Here is a 19,599-nt window from a genome sequence, read left to right on the forward strand (position 1 = left end):
ATGAAAGAAGCAGCTGTAATAAAAAGTAATTTGGGAAACATAGAACTTGAAGCTGAAGACGGAGCTTTGACAGGCCTCGCCTTCACTTCAAAACCACTTGAGGCCCCACCAGCAGGTTCAGTCCTTGAGGAAGCAGCAAGGCAGCTTGATGAGTATTTCAAAGGCCAAAGGAAGGAATTCACGATCCCCCTTGCACCACATGGGACCAGCTTCCAGGAGAGAGTTTGGAAAGAGCTTCTGAACATTCCGTATGGTGAAGCCATATCCTATGGAGAGCTCGCCAGAAGATGTGACAACCCGAATGCAGCCAGAGCCATTGGCGGAGCTGTAGGTAAGAACCCCATCGGGGTGATAATTCCATGCCACAGGATAATTTCCGGGGATGGCACTCTTGGCGGTTACACTGGCGGGACTGATTTCAAGAAACTTCTTCTTAAGCTTGAGGGGGTAACCTGGAAACAGGCTGACTAATTTCAACAAAATGACGATCCGGATATGCCTTAAGCGCACATCCGGATCTTTTTGATTAGTATCCCATGTTTTCCTTTACTATGACTACCTCTATCCTGTCCTTCACATTCTGCCTTCTAATCAGGGTATAGATATTGCAGATCCTGCCCTGGCTAGAGCAGTCCATGCAGGTTCCCGCTACGGTACATGGATTCCCTGTATTAAGCCTTACGTTGTTCGCAGGGGCTGCTATGCCCTGGACCCTTGAAACCGCATCTACCTCATCCTCGACTATCTTGTTGAGGCCTATGATCACGAATACCTTGTCGGGACCGTATATCATTGCGGCTGTCCTGTTTCCGGTACCATCCACGTTGTAGAGTGTCCCGTCCATGGTTACCGCATTGGTTGATGCTATGTAGAAGTCGCTTAAGAAGCTGTTCCTGAAGACCTGTTTCATATCTTCCTTCGAAAGGTTTGGCGCATACCTGTCATGGAACACAAGGTCCCTTCCCCTCAGATACTCGGGTATCTTCAGGTCAATGACGGTCATCGAACCTCCAAGTGCCACACTCGATTTGTCTGGTATCCTTTCATCAAGGAATCCCTTAACATCCTCGGCCTTTTCAAGTATGACTGTCTTGATGTTGTTTTTCTCCAGAGCCTTCGAAAGCCTCTCCAACTTGTTGTCATAAGTCTTAAGTAAATTCTTATCCATGACTTCCTCCCATTCATTTGATGAATCATATTGGCTTACACTATCATTTTAACAGCTTAAGTGCTTCTTCTGCCACTTTTTCAGGAGTTAGTCCTGATTTTTTCAGAAGTATCTGCGTAGACCCGGTTCCATCATACTCTTCATCGCAGGCAAATCTTCCCTTTTTGCCCAGGAACCACTGCCATCTTGCGGAACTGCCCGCTTCTGCTGCCATCCTTTTCTTGATGTCCTTAGCCAGTACCGAGTCAATATATTCTTTAGATTGAGTCAGGAAAAGCCTCTTCGAAGGTATGCTTACAACCCTTACATCCATTCCCTTCTCAATAAGGATTTTCCTTGCCTTCAGGACAATTCCAGCTTCAAACCCTGTTGATGCGATCACCAGGTCAGGTTTTTTCGAGGACTCCTTCGCCAGAATGTACCCACCCTTTTCAGCCTCCTTTGACGAACCTTTAAGTAGTGAAGCACCTATCCTCGAAACCATTATTACTGTCGGTCCTTTGTCTGACTCCATTGCCTTGATCCATGCTGCAGCAGTTTCAACTGCATCACCAGGTCGGAATACCGTTAATCCTGGAATGGCTTCCATGATTTCCTGAATCTCCAGGGCTCTTCCAGCAGGTCCCCTTTCACCTATGGACAGGCTGTCATCAGTCAGTACGAATATGTTGTCAAGGTTCATCATTGCTGAAAGCTTCATTGAAGGAAGCAAAGCATATCCTGTAGATGACCTGGCAAAAGAAACATACCTGACACCTCCATGCATGGCTGCTCCATTTGCGATTCCTCCCAGTGCATTGGCTCTGCATCCCAGTCTTAGCATCCTTTTACCTGATGTCCCTGTTTCTCTGACTTCTAAGCCTGTATCTTCCGCAGATCCGAACATCAGGCAGCCTATACCATCAATAAAGACATCAAATATCTTCCTTGAAGTCTCCATCGTAGATTCCTTGTCCTTACCTGTTCGGTAAAGCAAGTCGACATCTATATTCCTTAGATGTTTGCCGCTGAACCAGCATTCAAGTTCATGACTATCCTCAGGGAATTCATTTTTGCAATGATCCACGAGGTTTCTCCACTTCTGGAATTCCTTGGGTTTGGATGCGTTTATCCTAGCGATATTCAACCTTACATCCTCAGGCACATCGAAGCTGCCATATGTCCACCTTAGGTTTTCTCTGGCCTTGCTTAATGCAGCCCTTCCAAGAGGGCCAGAGAGGACCTCTTTGGTATTTGCCTTTCCGGGACAACCATAACCGGCTTGAACCCTGATGCATATCAAGGCAGGTTTGCCGTGTATCCTTTTAGCTTGTGAGATGGCATTCCCTATGGAATCAGGGTCGTTGCCGTCACGGACATCATGAACCTGCCACCCCATGGATTTGAACCGCATGCGCAAGTCTTCTGAGTATAGTTCAGCTGAAGGCCCATCGGGAGTCATTCCATCATCCTCAAAGAGCACTATAAGCTTGCCAAGCTTCTGCCTTCCTGCTATTGCACAGGCTTCCATTGCAGTTCCGTTCATCAGGCTCTCCTCTGAAGCCATGACATATGTATGGTGTGATACGATATCGCAGCCTGGCTTGTTGAATCTTTCAGAGAGATATCTCTCAGCCAATGCCATCCCCACCGCATTCGCCAGTCCCTGGCCATATTGCCCGACGGTAACCTCGATTCCTCTCCTGACATCCTTCTCAGGGAATATTGGCAGGTTGGACTCCCATTGTCCGAACTTCTTCAACTCCTCGATACTGATGCTGCCGGTGAACAGGTGAAGCAGCGCGTAAAGCAGGGGTCCTCCCTGTTCAGACGCCATGATGAACCTGTCCCTGTTTTCCCACATCAGATTTTCCGGATCAAACTTCAGGTGACTGGAAAACAGTCCGTATGCAATCGAAGCTGATCCCATACCCATACCGGAGCTACCTGCACCGGCTCTCTCAACCATTTCCGCTGACAGGAATCTGATTGCATTTATAGTTTTCAAATCTATGGAATTCATAATTGCCTCCCTGATTTACAGTGAACTTCAATTCAATTATAATGAATGTAAATGTCTACATCAACAAATGTTGAAATTTTCGGACAAAAGAGAATTCGTTCACAAAATCAGGAGGTATTATGCTTGCAATAATCTCACCATCAAAGACAATGCATGAAGTCAAAGTTCATGTACGGACCTCCACTCCACGATTCCAGGAAGATGCGGAAATACTTGCTGCCATAATGAAAAAATACGATCCAACCGGACTCATGGACCTGATGAGGATCAGCGATGAGCTTGCAGAGATAAATTTTGCCAGGTATCAGGGATTTTCAAAAGCACCGTCCTTCCCCGCTGCATATCTCTACAGGGGAGATGTTTTCAGAGGGCTAGCGATCGATGATATGGATCAGGCAGCGATAAAGCAACTTAACCGCCACGTCAGGATCTTGTCGGGCCTTTATGGCTATCTCAAGCCACTTGACAGGATAAAGCCCTACAGGCTTGAGATGGGCGCGAAGGTCATCACTGACTGTGGACCTGACCTATACTCCTATTGGGGTGATAAGCTGGCACGTAACCTGGAACAGGAGTCTGATGACGGCATCCTGCTCAACATCGCCTCAAGGGAATACTCAAAGGCAGTGCTGAAGAAAGATTTCAGACTGAAGGTCGTTAATGTGGAATTCAGGGAGAAAAAAGGTGATTCATCGAGGATAATTCCATTGTTCTCAAAGGTTGCTAGAGGAATGATGGCAAGATTCATTTCTGTAGAAGGAATAAACAATATAGAAGGCATTAAAGGCTTCAGCTATGATGGATATTCGTTTGACAGGGTACTTTCGACCAGGGAAACAATGGTGTTTAAACGATGAAACTTATGAAGAGGCTATACCCTGACCTGCCACACGGCGAAAGATACATGTTCCTTTATATCATAGCCGTAATAGAGATACTATTCGCATTCGTCCTAAACTCACCTCTGGAAATTGTGAATGGACTATACAGGATAATGCATTCACCAAGCACACTGATATCAGACTACTTTGCGATAGCTAATCCTGGAGCTGCATTCATGAACAGCGGTCTTCTCCTTATACTGGGGCTCGGTATATCAAGGCGTGCCAAGAAGGAGCTTTCAGGACCGATCGTAGCAGCATATCTGACCCTTGCCGGTTTCTCCTTCTTTGGAAAGAACCTTTACAATTCCTGGGCTGTACCTCTCGGTGTGTACATCTACTCAAAGTATGAAAAGGACAGCTTTGCCAACAATATTGTGTTCGCACTTTTCGGAACCACGCTAAGTCCTCTTACCAGTGTCATCACCTTCGGTCTTGGACTTCCGCTTCCTGTTGGCATATTATTTGGAAACCTTGCAGGGATAGTGGCAGGCATGATGATTCCACCGCTTGCCTCTGAGTTTTCAAAGTTCCACCAGGGATTCAACATGTACAATATCGGCTTCACAGCTGGAATAATCGGAATGGTCTTCATGGGTATGCTTAGGGGACTTGGCTTTGATAGTCCTCCCCAGAGCTTTATCGGTTCAGGCTACAATATCCAGATGGGAATCTTCATCATCACGATCTCGAATGTGATGTTGTTCATCGGTCTTTCACGCTGTAGCTGGAGCCTTGACGGATTCAGGAGGATTCTTGATAGTCCGGGCAGAGGCACCGATTTTATAGCTATAGGTGGATTCGGCGCTGTACTGATAAACATGGCTATAATGAGCATTATAGCCACAGCCTACGTTCTCCTGGTTGGCGGACAGCTCAACGGACCGATAATGGGGGGTATCTTCACGATCGCCGGTTTTTCGGCTTCAGGCAAACATCCCAGAAACACAGTGCCCGTGCTTGCTGGAGTATTCATTGCAACCACCCTTCATATCAACGATACCAATTCAACCGGAGCTCTGCTGGCTGCGCTTTTCGGTACCACCCTGGCCCCGATTTCAGGCTATTATGGCTGGTTCTATGGCATAATCGCAGGCTTTGCCCATATGTCTGTCGTTTCAAACATCGGTTATGTCCATGGCGGAGTGAATCTATACAACAATGGGTTTTCGGGAGGATTTGTTGCAGCAGTGATGGTTCCTCTGATTGAAGCTCTGAAGGGAAATAAGACAGGACTAGTAAAATGAGAATGTTTGAAGGGAGGCAAATGCCTCCCTTCTCGTTTAATATCGTATTCTTCTCATATCCATGTCTTTGACCAGCAAGCTATAAACGACCATCAGACAGTCAGGATCAAGTCACTGAGCACATGATTTGAGAGGTCCATTCCCTTTTCAGTGAATCGCATCCTGTCACCTTCAATAACCAGTAGTCCGTCACCCATATGCCTTCGTATGACATCTCCAAAGATGTCCATTATATCCTCTGAAAATCTGGACTTGAAGCTGTTCAAGGAAATTCCTTCAACAAGTCTCATTCCCATGAACAGGAATTCCTCGATGCTGTCTTCCCTCGAATTCTCGTGGACTCTTACTGCAGCGTCTGAATCTGATTCAATTGACCTTATGTAGCCTTCGACAGTCCTTATATTTTCACGCCTTAAGCCTCCGGTGAATTCATGTGCCGCCGCACCACAGCCAATGTATTCCCCGAATTCCCAGTAGTTCCTGTTATGCCTGCATTCGAAGCCTTCCCTCGCATAGTTCGAGATCTCATACCTTAGGAATCCAAGACTCTCAAGCCTTGATGTGACAAGGTCCTTCATTGCATCCTCAGTGTCCTCATCCGGCAGTATCAGAGTATCCCTTCGCCTTCTCACATAGAATTGGGTGTTCTCTTCTATGATGAGCGAATAGCAGGAAATATGCTCAGGTTCAAGCATAGCCACATCATCAAGCGTCTTTCCAAATATCTCGAGTGTCTCGCCTGGAAGTCCATAAATTATGTCAACATTGATGTTTTTGAATCCGGCTTCCCTCAGCATCAGAAAGTTATCACGAAATTCCCTGAAGGTATGAATCCTGCCAATATCCATAAGCAAAGTGTCATTCGATGACTGTAATCCTATGGATATCCTGTTCACACCCATGCCCCACAGCACTTTGGCCTTCTCTTTTGTAATGTTGCCCGGATTGCACTCCATGGTGAACTCACATTCTTCTGTCCTTGAAACGCCAGAGAGAATGCCTGACAATATTACAAGCTCTTCGCTTGACAGATATGAGGGGGTTCCGCCTCCAATGAATATGGTGTCGAAGCACCTGCCCCTGGTCTTTGCCTCTATCTCCTTTGCCAGAGCATTGAGATACGGCACTACAAGGGCCCTCTTGCCTGAGTATGATGCAAAATCACAGTAATAGCATTTCTTTTCGCAGAACGGTATGTGTATATAAAGTCCGAGCCTGTCCACTCTACTCAACCTTGAGTACAGCCATGAATGCATCCTGTGGAACCTCCACAGAACCTACCTGCCTCATCCTCTTCTTGCCTTCCTTCTGTTTCTCAAGAAGCTTCTTCTTTCTCGAAATGTCCCCTCCGTAGCACTTTGCCAGAACATCCTTCCTCATTGCCTTGACAGTCTCCCTTGCAATTATCTTGGATCCTATCGCTGCCTGTATCGGGATCTCGAACATCTGCCTTGGAATTACCTCCTTGAGCTTCTCAGTTATGTTTCTTCCCTTAGTATATGCCCTGTCTTCCGGAACTATCATTGAAAGGGCATCAACAAGCTCACTGTTAAGGAGTATATCGAGCTTTACAAGCGTTGTCTTCTGGTATCCGCTCATCTCATAGTCAAGTGATGCATATCCTCTTGTCCTTGATTTCAGTGTGTCAAAAAAGTCGTAGATTATCTCATTTAACGGAAGGATATAGTTTAGCACCGCCCTTGTCTGCTCAATGTATTCCATGTTGATGTAAACACCTCTTCTGGTCTGGCAAAGGTCCATTACTGCCCCCACATACTCTGTGGGTGTAATTATTGAAGCCTTTACCACAGGCTCCTCCATATGCTCGATTTCATTAGGTGATGGAAGATTCGTCGGGTTTGTGATTTCGATCACGTCTCCATCTGTCCTGAACACCTTGTATATGACCGACGGTGCAGTTGTAATTATGTCTATGTTGAATTCACGTTCTATCCTCTCCTGGATGATCTCCATATGGAGCAGTCCAAGGAAGCCACACCTGAATCCGAATCCAAGTGCAACAGAATTCTCATATTCGAAGGAAAGTGCAGCATCGTTTAGCTGCAGCTTCTCCAATGCCTCCTTAAGTTCCTCGTACTTTGCTCCATCTATTGGATATATGCCCGAGAATACCATAGGTATCGCCTTCTTGTATCCAGGAAGTGCTTCCTTGGCTGGATTCGCAGCATCTGTTATCGTATCACCTACCCTGGCATCCCTTACATTCTTGATGGATCCAGTAACATAACCGACATCACCGGAATAAAGCATCTCAACCGGCATCATTCCAGGAGTGAATACACCCACCTCTGTGACCTCATATATCTTATTGGACGCCATGAACTTGATCTTCTTGCCAGGATGAATGACACCTTCCTTGACCCTGACGTAAGCCACTACGCCCTTGTAGGAGTCGTAATATGAATCGAATATCAGTGCTTTGAGCGGTGCGTCGTCCTCGCCTTTTGGCTGAGGAATCCTGTCAACTACGGCGTCGAGGACATCTACTATGTTGATTCCTGTCTTTGCAGAAACCTTCGGTGCGGTATGGGCTTCAAGTCCGATGACATCCTCTATCTCCTTGACCACCTCATCCACCCTTGCCGATGGAAGGTCTATCTTGTTGATGACTGGTACTATCTCAAGGTCGTTGCCCATGGCAAGATAGCAGTTAGCCAGTGTCTGTGCCTGTATTCCCTGAGTCGCATCGACGACCAGTATCGCACCTTCACAGGCCTGTAGACTTCTAGACACCTCGTAGTTGAAGTCTACATGTCCAGGAGTATCAATTAAGTTAAGGATATATTCTCCATCTTCCCTCTTGTATATCAGCCTTACAGCCTGGGCCTTTATTGTTATTCCTCTTTCCTGTTCAAGCTCCATATTGTCCAGTACCTGGGTCTCCATTTCTCTCGTCGTCAGAGTCCCCGTGTACTCGATGAGTCTGTCAGCCAGAGTGCTTTTGCCATGGTCGATATGCGCGACTATGGAAAAGTTTCTTATATGTTTTTGTCTTTCGCTTCCCATCTTGTTCACCTCGTAAATCATCTCAGCATAAATTATAACACAAGGATGCGCAATATTCTCTTTTATGTTTTCATAACCTTGTCATTGAAAACAATGAAAAAAGGTTTATCCCTGACAAATCTTTCTTCCCATATCACTTGAAAGCAATTCCCTTAGATGCTATAATACTCATGTTATAAACCACTCAAATGCAGGTTTCCCCAAAACCGGCATTGAGACCCTTGAGGGAGCGGTCGTTCCGCACCCGCACAATCAAACCGGAGGGGGTGAAACAATGGCAAACATCAAATCGTCCATCAAGAGGATAAGAGTCACGGAGACTAAGACACTGAGAAACAAGATGATTAAGTCCGCACTCAAGACTTCAATAAAGAAGTATGAGACTGCAGTAGCTGAAGGCAACAAGGAAAGCGCAGCAGTGCTTTTTACAGCTGCTACTAAGTCACTTGACATGGCTGCAAGCAAGGGCATAATCCACAAAAACATGGCTTCAAGAAAGAAGTCAAGGTTGGCTGCAAAACTCAATGCTATGGCATAATAAATAAAACCGGTCATTTGACCGGTTTATTTATTTGCAGTTAAGCAGCTTAGTAACCTTGGCCTCCCTAGTGATCCTATGGACATATCTTCTAGTACCGGTCCAAGCCCTACAGTTTCTCAAGGAACTCCAGTACACACTCTCCAGCTTCATCAGCTGAAGAGCTGTTCAGGATGACATGGCCCCCTTCATTGAAATATCTCAGGCTTTTAATGTCAGAATCCGCATGGCTAAAAATATATGCTGCGCTTCTTATTCTGGTCGTATCATCATCCCTTGCCTGAATCACCAGCAACGGGCACCTTATTCCTTCCATTTTTGGCTTCGAAGCCCTAAGCAGCCTGAGGAACTGGAGCATCGACGGAATCGGTGAATTGCGCTTTGCCTGAAGGTACCGTCTTGTATTATCAGTTTTCCTGCCTTTGAGGTCATCAGCAAGGTTAGATATCACCTGCGGAATGTTCCAGTAATATATCGGTGTATTGATCATCACAACCGAACTCAAATCATGTCTTTCAGCAAGATTCGCAGCGATCAGCCCTCCCATCGAAAATCCGATCACTGTTGCTCTGCTGCCATCACTTTCAAGGCTGTCAAGGGCTGCCTCAGCTGATTCAACCCAGTCCTCGTATGTGGAATTGCCAAATTCCTTCAAGACTTTGGAATGACCATGAAGAGTCGGACATGCTATTGTAAATCCAGAGTTTTCAAGCATTTCTGCAAGGTTAGCAACCTCATGCACTCCACCTCCGAAGCCATGCAGGATAAGGCACTTCCCCATATTTGAGGTACCTTCCGTCATCTGTTCAACCCGAACAGGAACTCCAGCGCCTCTGGCAGCCTTTTCGCCCATTCCTTCTCATTGTGAAGGGCCCCGTCATCGATGAAAAGCATGACATCTTCATCTGAAAGCCCCTTCTCCCTTAGAGCTCCATATACCCTTACCGATCCATCCACGTAGCCTCTGTTGAGGATTCGCTTTCTCCTGTCACCTGCTTCATTTGTCCCAACATCAAGGTACCATTTCATGGGATATTTTAGTTTTGACTCCCTTATGGTATCAATAAGCTTCTTCTCCTCAACCCATACAGAGGTCGACATTGCGCCGATCATCGAGAAAACTTCCGGATACCTGGTTCCAATGTATATGGAGATATAACCTCCCATTGAGGAACCCATGATCGCAGTGGATTTTCTGCCGGACTTAGTCCTGTATTTGTCATCTATAAGAGGCTTCAGTGTCTTGACGATGAATTCGCTGTATTTCGTTCCTTTCCCACCAAAAGACCACTCGAGTCCGTGGACCTTCTCGAACTTGTCCGCAGGCGGACAAATCCACGGGGAATACTCGTCAAGCCTTTCTTCACCTCCATTGTCTATTCCTACGACAATGACAGGCATCCCCTTCTCCCTCAGCCTGTCAGATGCGACCTGTGCATTCCATATGTCTCCATATGCTGAGTCTTCGCTGTGGTACAGATTTTGTCCGTCATGCATGTATACGACAGGATATCTTCTGCGGCCTCTGTCATAACCGTCCGGAAGATATACCCTTATTGTCCTTTCCCTCTTAAGCTCAGGGATTTCCACCATAAAAAAATCAAACCGCCCCATAACGCAACTCACCTGTTTTCCTTTGCATCGCATATTGAAAGAACCATCACCTCAAGGAGTGATGCCGGATCCACAGAGCTGCTCTTGAGGGTAAGCTCGCTTTCCAGAAGGATCCTGAATATCCGTGCATATTCCTTGTATGATATTGACCCTGATATCCTGCTCATCCGTTCTGCGTACCAAGCACTGGATGTCCTTAGTTTTGCCGCGATTTCCGTCATTGGCTTCCCCTCTTCGATCAGCGGCCTTAGTCCGAATAGCAGCCTTATCCTGCTGCCGATTATTCCAATTACCGCTTCAGGCTTTTCACCTCTGTACATCAGGTCATTCTGAAGGCTGAGTATCTCCCGTACATTCCTTCCGATACCTCTTTCAGTGAAAATCAGGTCAAGAAGGTTCATGACATGCCTTTCGTCAGATATGGTCATTACCTTCAGCACATCAGCCTTGGTGATCTCCCTGCCAGCTGTGTAAGCAAGCAGCTTGTCAGCCTCTTTCTCAAGCTGGAGAAGGCTTCCCTTGAAATTGTCAGCAATAAAGGCTACCATGGGTTTTTGCAAGGCTCCTCCTTTCTTTGTGAAGGCTTCATCCACAAGTTCAGGCATCCCTTTCTGCTTGACAGCATCAATGTGCTCAATTATGCTTGCACCCGATATCTTCTTCTTCAAGGAATCGAGATAGACATTTTTCTTTTCAAGCTCGCTGTCATATTTGTAGGATGCGAAAAGGTAAAGGTCCTCTCTTGGATTCTCCAGATATCCAGCAACAAGGTCCCTTAGTGGTGAATCGTTTCCTGCCTCCTTGTCCATGAAAGTGCATTTCGATATCTCGACCAATATACCGCCAGGAAACATTGAATATGTTGACAGTGCATTAAGCGCATCATCATATGTTGCCTTTGTGCCATCCAGCCGGATGTGATTCATTCCGCCAATCTCATCAAGCACTGCATCCCTGAGGGCATTCCTGACTTCAAAAATCAGCTGCTCATCCTGACCATATATCAGGTATGCTCGCTTTGCCTTTCTTCGCGCTGTTCCGACCAGTTCCTTATAGTCCATTTATTTCAACCTGTATACCTTTCCAAATATGAATATGAAATCCGCTTCTACGGCCATACCATTATAATAACTCATTTCAGACGGTATTTTAAGTCTTTTCCCTTCCACATGGACCTGAGGCAGGCTATTCCAGCCGGTTCCTTTTGAAATTTCAACTCGTCTGCCTCCAAGTGTAAAGAATATCGGCTTTTCAAGGAGTATCTCACCTGATTCAGGTATCCTTTCGTTGGAAATGACTATCGTCCTGAATCCCGATGATACGACGACCTTGCAATTACCCCAGTCGTTTACAATTTCCACCCTTTCTATAATGGGCATCGAAATCAAAAGACCGCAAAGGAAAAAAGCCAATAGAATCCCGAACTTCCTTCTTCTGAAGGATATCCAGGATGCCGCAAGGAATGCCGGGTAATACATCACAACCCTTAAAAGCCCAAGATCTGCCGAAAAGGCAGAGGCAGCCTCTCCAGCCCTGAGTGCAAGCTGCATTATTGAAGCAATTACGGGTTCCAGGATAATCCTTGCAGGAGGTATTGGACCTAAGAGCACTGATGCAAGCGAAAGATATGTTACCCCTGTGTATATTGGCACCATTGCCATATTGCCTGCAAATACCCCCGCAGACATTCCACCGGTCATTGATACCATGAACGGAAATGAAAGAGCAAGAGCTGCTGTTGTTCCAGCAAGAGGTGATCCGACCGATTGCGGCATCCACCATGTTCTGCGTCCAATCCTTCTGCCAAGGAGCATCATCCCGAGACTTGAGACATATGTGAGAGCAAACCCATAGCTGAAAACAAGGTACGGCTTCAGGGAAGCCTGAATCATAAAGCTTGCCGCGAGGCCTGTAATGGGGTCAGGGTCTCTCCCTGTTGCTCGTCCCAAGGCCTTGTAGGCACTCATGAGTACCGCCCTGTAGGAGGGCACAGAATCGACTACAGCGCCGTACAGCAGTATTGCTGCAAATCCTGATCTCCTGAGCCTTAATTTCTCGAGAAGCTGTTCGATCAGGGCGATGTGGAAACCTGAGATTGAAAGGATATGGAGGATTCCCAGTGATTCCATGGTAGCCATCCTGTCAGGTGAAAGGTCAGTCCTGTAGCCTAGCACAAGAGAGCCCATCAGGCTTCCATTGTCGTAACCGTACCACTCTTTCAGGTCTTCTCCAAGCTCAGCCTTAAAACGCTTTAAACGGCTTATTAGGTCAAGCGATACCCTATAGTCTGAAAATACAAGTTTGCCGATGTAGCCATCCTTGTTGAATGGCATATCCTCATACACGAACACACCAGAAATAATGTCGCCTTCCTTAAGACCCTCTTCAATCCCCTCAACCAGGTATTTCCTTCCCGCTGATATTCCCTCAGCCCTGTATGTGTATATCCTGCCGATCCTTATAGAATCAGGTATTGAAGCGCTGTAATACAGATTTACCGACAGAAAAGCAGCCGCTGCCGCAGCTGCCGGAATTACAAGCATCCTCTTGTCATATGCCTTAAGCGGTATTGAAGCAGATACCATGCAGACCAATATGGCGTATGGTGCGATGCCTGCACAAACAGACTGGATCATCAGGCATTCAATGAGTGCAGCCAAAGCTACAATGTGCAATCTTCTGTCAAAAGAAGCGAAAGAAGCTTATCCCTCGCCTTCTTTTCCTCCCTTGATACGTAAACCTGGTGCAGTCCCAGTATTTCGCTGATCTCTTTCTGTGAAAGATCCTCGAAATACCTGTAGATCAAAATTTTCTTTTGCACTGGAGTCACTTTTTCAAGCATCTCCTCCACAAGGACTTTGTCGATGACGGAGTCATAGGTATTCCATTCGGATTCCTCGTCCCGCCTGCCTTTCCTGATATACTCGAAGATATCTTCGTTTGATTCGACACCCACCCCCTCCTCCATCACCATGGATACGTCACTGATCGTGAGTTCTCTTTTCTTCAGACCTTCGTGTGCCCGCCTTGCTTCTCCCCTGATGAAGTAATAGGCATACGTAACGAACTTGTTCTCGTATGAGAAATCATAGTTCTTCATTGCCTTGATAAGGCCGAGGCATCCTGCCTGGAAGATGTCCTTCATGTCTTCAGGTTCCTTGCATGCATAGTAGTAGTCCTTAACAAGCCTGTACACAAGTGGAGTGTTCTGCCTTATAAGCTCGTCCTCTGCATCCTTGTCGCCGCTCCTCAGTTGTTTCAGCAATGATTCATTGTAATATATGATAACCCCCCCTTTCGTAAGAATTATATATATTGGAGAGTACATTTTCAAATAATGTTATCGACATTCTTAACGAGCCGAGCCATTTGCTATTTTCCCATAATTGCAATACTAAATATGCAACTTTCTAAATAGGCAATACGAATTCTTCGTTTATAATATGATTATATTATTTTCAATTTTGTATATACTAATATAGCATCTCGATTCAAAAATAACGTTTTAATACTATTTAAAAAAATAAAATCCGTAAATGGCGGAAAACAAGTCCCTGTGCGGACTGCAGCGTTTTTCAAGTCAGTTTATAGGCATATAATAAAACAAAAATCTGTACGCGCAAAAAAAGCGGTGTATAAAACACCGCCTTTATGGCACATTTCTTATTATCCTGTTACAGGCTAAGCAGAGACCTGTCTTCCATGGCATCCTCGTTTGCATTCTTCCTGAAAAGTTCAATGAGGTCCTTTGATGTCAGCTTTGATTTCTCTTCACCTGACACATCGAAAACTATCTTGCCTTCATGCATCATGAGAAGCCTTGTTCCATGCTGCACAGCATGCTTGAGGTTATGGGTTATCATCAGTGTAGTGATGCTGTCTTCTTCCACAAGCTTGTCTGTGATCCTCATAATTATCTCACTTGTCTTGGGATCAAGTGCAGCAGTATGCTCGTCCAGAAGAAGAAGCTTTGGTCTCTTCATGACAGCCATCAGCAAAGCAACTCCCTGCCTCTGACCTCCTGACAGAAGTCCCATCTTCGTGTAGAGCTTATCCTCAAGACCCAGTTCAAGGCTCTTTAGCCTCTCCCTGTAGCCCTCTATCCTCTCCTGTGAAACCGCCTTCCTGAGGCTCAGGCTTTCACCCTTTGCATCAGCAAGTGACAGGTTCTCGAGAAGTGTCATGGATGAAGCTACCGACATCTTGGGATCCTGGTGGACCCTCCCGATATTGTTCGCCCTCCTGAATGCCTTGACATCTGTTATATCCTGGCCATCAAGAACTATAGTACCTTCATCGGCATCCAGTGTACCTGCGATAAGATTCAGGAAAGTCGACTTTCCTGCGCCGTTCGATCCAATGATCGTAGCAAACTCACCTTGCCTGATATCAATATCCAATCCGTTTATGACCCTGTTTTCGAGAGGTGTCCCAACGCTAAAGCTCTTGTACAGTCCTTTTATCTGAAGCATTTAAGACCCTCCCTTCAGCTTTTTTTGATTTTTTTGTTTTTTTTAAAGCTCCTCCTGAGAATCCAAGAGCTACTACTACAGCCGCAGCCGATACAAGCTTGAATTCATTCGGCTCTATTCCCCAGCCAAGTACTATTATTAGGATCGCCTTGTAGATCAGAGCTCCGGTTATTGCAAGGTTGCTCATCCCAAGGCTTACATGCTTGAATATGCTGAGTGCGATTATTATTGCAGCAAGTCCCATTACCGTGGTACCGACACCCATTCCAATGTCTGAATATCCCTGGTATTGTGCAGTAAGTGCTCCTGATAATGCGGCAAGGAAGTTAGCGATTGCCAGCCCGATTATCTTCACCTTATGGCTGTCCGAGCTGAGCGACTCAAGTATGGCCTCATTATCTCCAACCGCCCTCAGGAAAAACCCTAGCTTTGTCCCGAAGAATAAGTCATAAAGGACCTTCAAGACAAGTAGGATCGCCGTAATAAGCAGAAGAGTGCTCAGGTTAATCCCGGCCACCTCCACTTCAGGCAGGCTGAATACAGTCTTATATGTGAAAAGAGGCATATTCGCCCTTCCCATTATCCTCAGGTTGATTGAATAAAGTCCAGTCATTACAAGGATTCCTGACATCAGCTTGTTCACGCCCAGCTTTGTGTGAATCAGTCCTGTGATTATTCCACCACAGGAACCGATTAGAGCTGCAAGGAACGTTGCAAGGAAAGGATTCACCCCTCTTGAAAGAAGCAGGGCAACACCTGCCGCTCCCATAGGGAATGTACCATCGACCGTCATGTCGGCGAAATCCATTATTTTGTATGTTATGTATATCCCGAGACACATTATTGCAAACAATGTGCCCTGTTCGAGAATACTGATAAAGATACCCATCAGTCTCCTCCTTGAGCTACTTTATTACCGCACCCTTGAGTATGTCTTCAGGTATGGTTATTCCGAGTGTGTCTGCGGTAGCCTTGTTAATGGTTATAGTAGGATTAGCGATCGTGGATATTGCAATGTCCGTAGGTGCCTTGCCCTTAAGGACTTCAATGGCCTTCTGACCTGCTTCTTTTCCTAACTGGTAGTAGTCGATTCCTGCGCTGAGAAGCGCACCTGCCGTCACTCCTGCGTCTTCCGCAGCGAATACAGGTATCTTCTTATCAAGTGCCAGCTTGTTGACAAGTGCATAAGCCGAAGCAACAGTATTGTCAGTAGGTGTGTACAGTGCATCTACCTTTGAAAGCAGGACCGGCATTACCTGATTCATCTCATTTACGTTGGTGACACCCGCTTCCTCGACAGCAAGTCCGATCTTTGCTGCAGCTTCCTTAAGTCTCTTTACCTGAAGCACTGAATTCGCTTCAGAAGTGTTGTATACTACGCCAAGGGTCTTGACAGTAGGCATTATCTTTACTATCAGGTCCAGCTGAGGTCCTATCGGAACATCATCAGAAGTGCCTGTAACATTGGTTCCTGACTTATCAAGTGCCTTTGCAATACCTGCATCCACTGGATCGGTAACCGCTGTTATGACTATTGGTATTTCCTTCGTTGAATTGTACGCTGCCTGAGCAGTCGGTGTTGCTATCGCAAATATAATATCGACCTTGTTAGTCACAAAGTCCTTTGCAATCGATTGAGCTGTCTGAGGGTCTCCCTGTGCGTTCTTGTAATCAACCACAAGATTCTTTCCTTCTTCGTACCCGCCCTCCTTCAGTGCATCCAGGAATCCTTTTCTTGCTGCATCCAGAGCATCATGAACGACTATCTGTGTTATCCCGATAGTCACTTTACCGTCATCCTTTGCTGAACTGCATCCTGCAGCAGCGAGGGATGCGACTACAAGTGCTGCAGCCACCAATTTCTTTACCATACTACCATCCTCCAATAATTCATGAATTAATTATGAATGTATAAATTATAATTGCCTTTGTGAAATTTTGCAAGTTTCATTTGACTGTTTGGCATAATGCAGCCATCACTCTTGGTGATTGATTGCACCATACAAATGGAAATTGACATATTGGCAAAAACGCCTTGAATAAAGATGCAAATTTTCCAATCCTTACCTATAATAACCATTACAGGTTTCAAAATAGCATATTTCCGCAATAAAAAAAGGGATTCCATCTCCTGAAAATCCCTTTCATATTACGTTTGCCGCCATCCTGCCTACAGTCCATGTCAAGCTTCGCCTGTAGTCTCTGATGAGTCCTTCATATACTACCTCTGCATCAAGATGCATGAAGTCATCAGGTTGCACCAGACTGCCATGCTTTTCAAATTCAGCCACCTGTGCCCCTTCGATCACATGTGTAACAAATCCTGCGCATGTATATTTGCTGTTGCTGTACCTTGGCCTGCCCAGCATGAAATAAATAAGTCCTAGTACCGAATATCCGTAAGCCTGCCTGTTTGCCTTGAATCTGCTGATTATATCTTCGGCTGAAGCATATTGCTCATCCGTGACACTTACCTTAAGAACCATGCATTGTGTTTCGGTCTTTACCGCAAACACACCGCCTTCTATATCCTCTTCCATGAAGGTACCGATGAATGGATTCCATGTGTACTTTCTGCTGAAGCTGTATAGCTCCTCCAGATTCTCATCCAGAGCTATCGACGCATGCGACCATGAGCCCCTTGTATACAGCTTTATTGCTGAACCCAATGCAGTCCCTGTACGGGTTAGCAGAATATATATATCTTTCAAATCATCACCCCGCTTACAATAATATATTTTAAACTCTTCAGAGTGCGATTACAAGTGACAGTCCCAATTTCAGAATTCATTAAGAACCCATAAGGAAACACAAAATCCGGGCGAATACTCGCCCGGACAATAGGCTATGACTTCAATCAGATGTAGTTTGCCGGATTGACATGTTCACCATTCACCCTTATCTCAAAGTGGAGGTGAGGTCCGGTGCTCATGCCAGTGGATCCGACAAATCCAATCGTCTGGCCTTGAGAGACCCTTGAACCCAAAGAGGTGTTGAAGCTCTTCAGATGAGCATACAGCGAAGATACTCCGTTGCCATGGTCAACTATGATGTAGTTTCCATATGATGAATTGTATTTCGCTAGTATCACCACACCGCCTTTAACAGCCTTAACTGGTGTACCCGATGATGCCGCAAAGTCGATTCCGGTATGGAACTTAGAATATCCAAGTATAGGATGGATTCTCCATCCATACGGAGATGATATCCTTCCTGATACAGGCCGGATATACTCCGCAGTTGGTGCTTCTGCAGCATTATTGCTGGGCTTTGGCGCGTTGGAGGACGAAGATGCTGCCTTGATAAGATTCTGGATCTCCTTCTCAAGCGCTGCATTCTCCTCAATAATATCGCCGATTTCCGATGCTATTGCCTTTTCTTCCGCAGATAATCTGGATAAAGCCTGGTTTTTGGCATACTCAATATTCCTTAAAGCAGCGAGCTTTTCAGAGTATTTCTTCTTCTCAGCTTCAAGCTCCCTCTTTTCGGTTTCAAGCTTTTTCTTTTCAGATTCAAGCTCTTCCTTAGCAGCAAGGAACTGACGCTTGGTTTCTTCAAGTTCAGAGCGCTTCACCTTGAGTTCTTCCATCATTAGCTTGACTGTTTCAATGATTTCGTTGTCCTTTTCGACGAGCCTGTTGATCATTGTAAGCCTGTCAGCGAACTCGAGTAAGCTCTTTGATTCAACCAGGGCAAAAATCACGTCGCCGAATGAGCTGTTCATGTATGACGCCCTTATTCTGGCATCAAGCATTTCCTTCTTTTCAGCCAATTCAGCTTCCTTCTGTGCTATTTCAGCAAGCTTACGTTCAATCTCAGCTTCAGTTTCCGCGATCTTCCCCGTCATAACTGTGATCTTACCGTTGGTAAGGCTTATCTCATCTTCCTTGGCCCTTATTGCAGCCTTTATCTTGTCAGCTTCTTTTGTAAGCGCAGTCTGCTCTGCAATTATCTCCTGGAGTTCGGCATTAAGTACGGATTTCTCACCAGCTACCTCTGATTTTTCCTCCTGGAGCTCTTTTATGGTCTCTTGATTCTCTTTAATCTGATTTTCCTTGTTGGTCACGGTTCCAGTTGCATATGCACTTGTCTGGAAAGCCATGGCAATAACAAGGGTCATTGCTATGATTTTGATCTTACCCATAAAAGCCTCCTTTCTACAGTAATAATTTTACTACAAATATCAGGGAACACTATAGTTTCACTGAAATTTCACAAATATCGATGACTATCTCTCAAGTCCCCTATGCCCCATGCCGACTACGACTTCATCGAGATACAGCAGACCGATACTCAGGAATATGCATACGCATATGTCATGTTCGGACCTTGCAATCCCGATCTTACCGCCTACATTAAGGTTACTGGCCTTCATCATCACCTGAGCGAGCGCATCTCTGCAGGCTCCGATAACCGCACCTTCCTGTGCATACTCATCAGCAATCAGCCCGCCTCGCTTTGACGCGACAAGGGACCTCTCCAGTATCTTGGGTATGCTCTGAGAGATGTTTCCTCCGATATCGACTGCAGCTCCCTTTATACCCATCCCATCAAGTTGGGTGAGCATATCCCTCTCCTCTTCCCTGGTTGTTATCGCCAGTTTCATGGCTGCTTTTCCTACATCTATACTGTTAAACATGATCCACCTGT

Annotated in this window: 19 protein-coding genes; 4 read left to right on the forward strand and 15 right to left on the reverse strand. The window is 45.7% G+C overall.

What is annotated here, in order from left to right; all coding sequences use genetic code 11:
- Entirely contained in the window at positions 1-471 is a 471-nt protein-coding gene (locus T472_RS11770) for a methylated-DNA--[protein]-cysteine S-methyltransferase (RefSeq protein WP_023387555.1), read from the forward strand.
- A 55-nt stretch (positions 472-526) separates the two neighbouring features.
- Here T472_RS11770 and T472_RS11775 read toward each other — a convergent pair whose 3' ends face one another.
- A complete protein-coding gene (locus tag T472_RS11775; RefSeq protein WP_023387556.1) occupies positions 527-1,168 on the reverse strand; it encodes a lactate utilization protein in 642 nt (213 codons plus the stop codon).
- A 43-nt stretch (positions 1,169-1,211) separates the two neighbouring features.
- Positions 1,212-3,155 (reverse strand): thiamine pyrophosphate-binding protein, encoded by a 1,944-nt coding sequence (locus T472_RS11780; RefSeq protein WP_207643969.1) that lies wholly within the window; start codon positions 3,153-3,155, stop codon positions 1,212-1,214.
- A gap of 134 nt (positions 3,156-3,289) precedes the next feature.
- Between T472_RS11780 and T472_RS11785 the strand changes: the two genes are divergently transcribed.
- Together T472_RS11785 and T472_RS11790 are read left to right on the forward strand one after the other, a co-directional pair.
- The gene (locus T472_RS11785; protein ID WP_023387558.1) at positions 3,290-4,027 is read left to right on the forward strand and encodes a YaaA family protein; all 738 of its coding nucleotides are present in this window, start codon (positions 3,290-3,292) and stop codon (positions 4,025-4,027) included.
- Positions 4,024-5,298, forward strand: coding sequence for a DUF1576 domain-containing protein (locus T472_RS11790; protein ID WP_023387559.1), 1,275 nt, complete (start codon positions 4,024-4,026; stop codon positions 5,296-5,298). The genes T472_RS11785 and T472_RS11790 overlap by 4 nt, the downstream gene beginning before the upstream one ends.
- 92 nt (positions 5,299-5,390) lie before the next feature.
- Here T472_RS11790 and hemW read toward each other — a convergent pair whose 3' ends face one another.
- Together hemW and lepA are read right to left on the reverse strand one after the other, a co-directional pair.
- Positions 5,391-6,521 carry a radical SAM family heme chaperone HemW gene (hemW, locus tag T472_RS11795; protein WP_040907485.1) on the reverse strand — a complete coding sequence of 377 codons (1,131 nt, stop codon included), beginning with the start codon at positions 6,519-6,521 and terminating at the stop codon, positions 5,391-5,393.
- Position 6,522: 1 nt separating this feature from the next.
- Positions 6,523-8,325, reverse strand: coding sequence for a translation elongation factor 4 (lepA, locus tag T472_RS11800; RefSeq protein ID WP_023387561.1), 1,803 nt, complete (start codon positions 8,323-8,325; stop codon positions 6,523-6,525).
- Between the two features lie 274 nt (positions 8,326-8,599).
- Here lepA and rpsT point away from each other — a divergent pair, with 274 nt between their 5' ends.
- Entirely contained in the window at positions 8,600-8,863 is a 264-nt protein-coding gene (gene rpsT / locus T472_RS11805; protein WP_023387562.1) for a 30S ribosomal protein S20, read from the forward strand.
- A gap of 109 nt (positions 8,864-8,972) precedes the next feature.
- Here the strand turns inward: rpsT and T472_RS11810 are convergent, their stop codons facing one another.
- From T472_RS11810 to T472_RS11865, 11 genes are all read right to left on the reverse strand, one after another.
- A complete protein-coding gene (locus tag T472_RS11810; protein ID WP_242864808.1) occupies positions 8,973-9,716 on the reverse strand; it encodes an alpha/beta hydrolase in 744 nt (247 codons plus the stop codon).
- Positions 9,662-10,477, reverse strand: coding sequence for an alpha/beta hydrolase (locus T472_RS11815; protein ID WP_023387564.1), 816 nt, complete (start codon positions 10,475-10,477; stop codon positions 9,662-9,664). Before T472_RS11815 ends, T472_RS11810 begins: the two co-directional genes overlap by 55 nt.
- 8 nt (positions 10,478-10,485) lie before the next feature.
- The gene (gene holA, locus T472_RS11820) at positions 10,486-11,538 is read right to left on the reverse strand and encodes a DNA polymerase III subunit delta (protein WP_023387565.1); all 1,053 of its coding nucleotides are present in this window, start codon (positions 11,536-11,538) and stop codon (positions 10,486-10,488) included.
- Positions 11,539-13,137: a ComEC/Rec2 family competence protein gene (locus T472_RS11825; RefSeq protein ID WP_040907474.1), complete on the reverse strand. Its 1,599-nt coding sequence runs from the start codon at positions 13,135-13,137 to the stop codon at positions 11,539-11,541.
- 2 nt (positions 13,138-13,139) lie between these two features.
- On the reverse strand, positions 13,140-13,742 hold the full coding sequence (locus T472_RS11830) for a sigma-70 family RNA polymerase sigma factor (protein ID WP_023387567.1): 603 nt from the start codon (positions 13,740-13,742) through the stop codon (positions 13,140-13,142).
- A gap of 409 nt (positions 13,743-14,151) precedes the next feature.
- The gene (locus T472_RS11835) at positions 14,152-14,949 is read right to left on the reverse strand and encodes an ABC transporter ATP-binding protein (protein ID WP_023387568.1); all 798 of its coding nucleotides are present in this window, start codon (positions 14,947-14,949) and stop codon (positions 14,152-14,154) included.
- Complete coding sequence (locus T472_RS11840; protein WP_023387569.1) at positions 14,915-15,838, reverse strand: ABC transporter permease; 924 nt, start codon at positions 15,836-15,838, stop codon at positions 14,915-14,917. The genes T472_RS11835 and T472_RS11840 overlap by 35 nt, the downstream gene beginning before the upstream one ends.
- Positions 15,839-15,854: 16 nt before the next feature.
- Positions 15,855-16,820, reverse strand: coding sequence for an ABC transporter substrate-binding protein (locus T472_RS11845; protein ID WP_023387570.1), 966 nt, complete (start codon positions 16,818-16,820; stop codon positions 15,855-15,857).
- 273 nt (positions 16,821-17,093) lie between these two features.
- Complete coding sequence (locus T472_RS11855) at positions 17,094-17,618, reverse strand: hypothetical protein (protein ID WP_023863612.1); 525 nt, start codon at positions 17,616-17,618, stop codon at positions 17,094-17,096.
- 188 nt (positions 17,619-17,806) lie between these two features.
- Positions 17,807-19,093 (reverse strand): murein hydrolase activator EnvC family protein, encoded by a 1,287-nt coding sequence (locus T472_RS11860; protein WP_023387573.1) that lies wholly within the window; start codon positions 19,091-19,093, stop codon positions 17,807-17,809.
- Between the two features lie 84 nt (positions 19,094-19,177).
- Positions 19,178-19,591, reverse strand: coding sequence for a HutP family protein (locus T472_RS11865; RefSeq protein ID WP_162491235.1), 414 nt, complete (start codon positions 19,589-19,591; stop codon positions 19,178-19,180).
- Between the last annotated feature and the right edge of the window lie 8 nt (positions 19,592-19,599).

This window comes from Youngiibacter fragilis 232.1 (genome assembly GCF_000495435.3).
GTDB classification, from domain to species: domain Bacteria; phylum Bacillota; class Clostridia; order Clostridiales; family Clostridiaceae; genus Youngiibacter; species Youngiibacter fragilis.